This is a genomic window from Pontibacterium sp. (assembly GCF_041587635.1).
Classification (GTDB): Bacteria; Pseudomonadota; Gammaproteobacteria; order Pseudomonadales; family Balneatricaceae; genus Pontibacterium.
This window is the reverse complement of sequence record NZ_JBFGYC010000515.1, coordinates 1-2,880: the sequence shown is the minus strand read 5'-3', so window position 1 is coordinate 2,880 and position 2,880 is coordinate 1. Positions and strand designations below refer to the sequence as shown.

Here is a 2,880-nt window from a genome sequence, read left to right as displayed (position 1 = left end):
GCGTCCCAGCCGCGTGGGGCTGGCACCTTGGACATTGCGGGACTGTTCGTGAAAAACAACCAACTGGTGTTGGAAAGCTGGATACTGGTGCACCGTCTGAGTTATGAAACGGGTATCTATCAGGATAAGGATACGCATAACTTTATTTTGATGAAGGTCGTGTTGGATGTGATGGAACCCCTGTTGGAGCATCAAGGGCAGTTGCGCGCTTTTTCCACCAAGGTGATGAAGGCGGGCGCAATAAACTCCAGTGTGATGGAAAATCTTAACCGCGTTCTGGATGACCTCATCAATGATCAGAAGCGTTTGGATAACAGTTTACGTCCCATTGTGTCTGCCGGATCCGTATTTGGTAACACTCTGGTAGCCAGTGCAGAGATCATCGCCTCGCAGTTGAAGCAGGGGGCTGACCGGTTCGAAAACGATGTTCTGATAGAGGAGCAGCTTGAGCACAACTGGAAGCAGTACTTTCAGCGTGAATCGGAAACCAGCGGTGCAATTTATCGCTTTATGAATGATGCGATAGGGTTTGTCGAGCAGCGATTACATGAACGGGAAGCGGGTCAAAGTCAGCGCTTTTACGGCTTGTTATTCGGCGTGCTGGCGGTCTTTTTGATCACTAATTACCTGATGCTGGCGTTTAATCTGTCAGTCAGAAACAGTATTAAGTCCATTCTTGATACTGCGGAGTGTGTCGCGCAAGGAGACTTAACCAGTCAGGTACGCATTTCGAATACCGATGAAATGGGTGAGCTGGCGTCCAAATTCAACCAGATGACTGAACGTATGCGTCAGTTGTTATCACAGGTCACCTCTACCGTTGAGTCCGTCGCTGTTCAAGCGGGTGTTGTGGATGGTATCGCCCAACAGAGCAGCGAAGCGGTTGAGATGCAGCGCCTTGAAACGGATCAGGTGGCTACGGCGATCAATCAGATGGTGGGCAGCGCTCAGGAGGTCGCGGACAAAACACTGATCGCCTCGCATGAGTCTGGCGAAGTTGATAAACAGGCGATACAAGGGCAGAGCCTGGTCAAGAATACCCTGGCGGATATCGACCAGTTGTCGCTGGATATTGACGCTGCGATGAACGTCATCCATCAGTTGGTTAAAGACAGCGAAAGTATCACGCAGGTGCTGGATGTGATTAAGGGTGTCGCCGAGCAAACTAATCTGCTGGCCCTGAATGCTGCGATCGAGGCTGCTCGGGCAGGCGAACAGGGTAGGGGCTTTGCTGTTGTGGCCGATGAAGTTCGTACGTTGGCAAAACGTACTCAGGAATCAACAGCCGAAATTGAGCAGATGATCACGCGTCTACAGGCGGGGGTGAACGATGCGGTACGGGCCATGGCGGTCAGTCACGATAAAGTCGGACAAACCGTGACCAATTCCTCAGAAGTGGGTCGCACGCTGGAGCATATTTCAGAGGCGATCTCGCGGATTGTGGAGTTTAATTCTCAGATTGCGTCTGCGGGCGAAGAGCAGACCATGGTCGCCAACGAAATAGAGCGCAACGTGCAATCGATCAGTCATGTCGGTAATCAGACTGCAGAAGGTGCCAAAGGTACAGTTGTCGCGTGTCGGGAGATGGCGCAACAGACCGAGCATTTGAAGGGGATGGTGGCGACTTTCCGAGTTTGAGTTTCTGGGTGAATAGCGTCAGTTCTGGCGCTATTTGCTTACGCTGCGCTTAGCACGCCCCTGTTCGGCATCAAACAGCGGGTGTGGCATCTACTTAATTGGTCCAGAAAAGGTGCGCCACATCCCCCTCCTTTGTGTGTCGTTGTTTATTCGCACATTGAGTTTCTTTGGTAAATACGGTCTATAAATAAACTAATGGTTGATTACTGATCGTTTTTGCTTGGGCTGTTTGGGTCCATACAGGGGAACAAAAAATGAAATCGGTACAAAACTCTGCAGAGAAAAGAAACCGTCTGCCTTTGCTAGCGGCAGTTGGTTGTCTGGTAATGGGGGGGCCAGTTCAGGCTTTCCAACTGGAATTTAGTGATGAAAGCGAGCTGGCGGGTAGTCTTGATATGACGCTGGGATACGCTGCATCCATTCGTGCGCAAGATGCTGATAGCTCTGCTTTGGATCCTGCGAATAATCTAACAGGCACTGCTACAACACCTAACTATCTATCGGATGCGCGTGTGCCGGATGCAGGCGATCTGATCTCCAATGTGTTTAAAGTGAATGCTGAACTGAGCCTGGATTGGCGAAACTATGGTTTAGTGACTTCCTTCGCGTACCAATACGATACCGAGATTATGGATGGGGACACTGTGAATCTGGCGGGTAGTTCCGCGCCTTGGTCGGAGGGTGCTGAGAATTATGCCGGCAATGCGTTTGACGTGTTAGACGCTTATATTTACGGCACGTTTGATGTGGGCGAAACCCCGCTTGAAGTGCGTGCGGGCAAGCAGGTCATTAATTGGGGGGAAGGTCTATTTTTCCTTGATGGTGTCTCCACCCAAGTTCCTTTGAATATCAATAAGCTGGTGACTCCCGGTTCTGAACTAAAAGAGGCATATATTGGAGTTGAAAGTATCTATCTTCAGATGGGGGTGGGTGATCTGTCGTCCATTGAAGCATACGTACAAACCGACTGGCGCCGTGCTGAATTTCCGCCGCGTGGCACGTTCTACGGTGATGATGCCTTCTTTCGCGGGGGAGATGAAACAGATCCTCTGTTAGGTATTCCTATTCGCGACGCTAATCAGGAAGCCGATGATCAGGGGCAGTGGGGTATCTCCGCTCGCACGATGCTGGGAGACGATACAGAGGTTGGTATTTACTACTCCCGTTATCACGAGACCTTTCCTTTTGTAACCGCCAATAATGCGGGTATCTCAGCGACAACACTGGCGCAATTTTGGCCCG

The 2,880-nt window shown here is 50.7% G+C and carries 2 protein-coding genes; both read left to right on the top strand.

Translation table 11 applies throughout. The annotated features are described in order from the left end of the window. Positions 1 to 1,638, top strand: a 1,638-nt coding sequence (locus tag ABYW01_RS18315) for a methyl-accepting chemotaxis protein (RefSeq protein ID WP_372835623.1), incomplete at its 5' end; no start/stop codon positions are given. Positions 1,639 to 1,892: 254 nt separating this feature from the next. Then, the coding region (locus ABYW01_RS18310; RefSeq protein ID WP_372835619.1) for a DUF1302 domain-containing protein at positions 1,893 to 2,880 on the top strand (988 nt) is incomplete at its 3' end.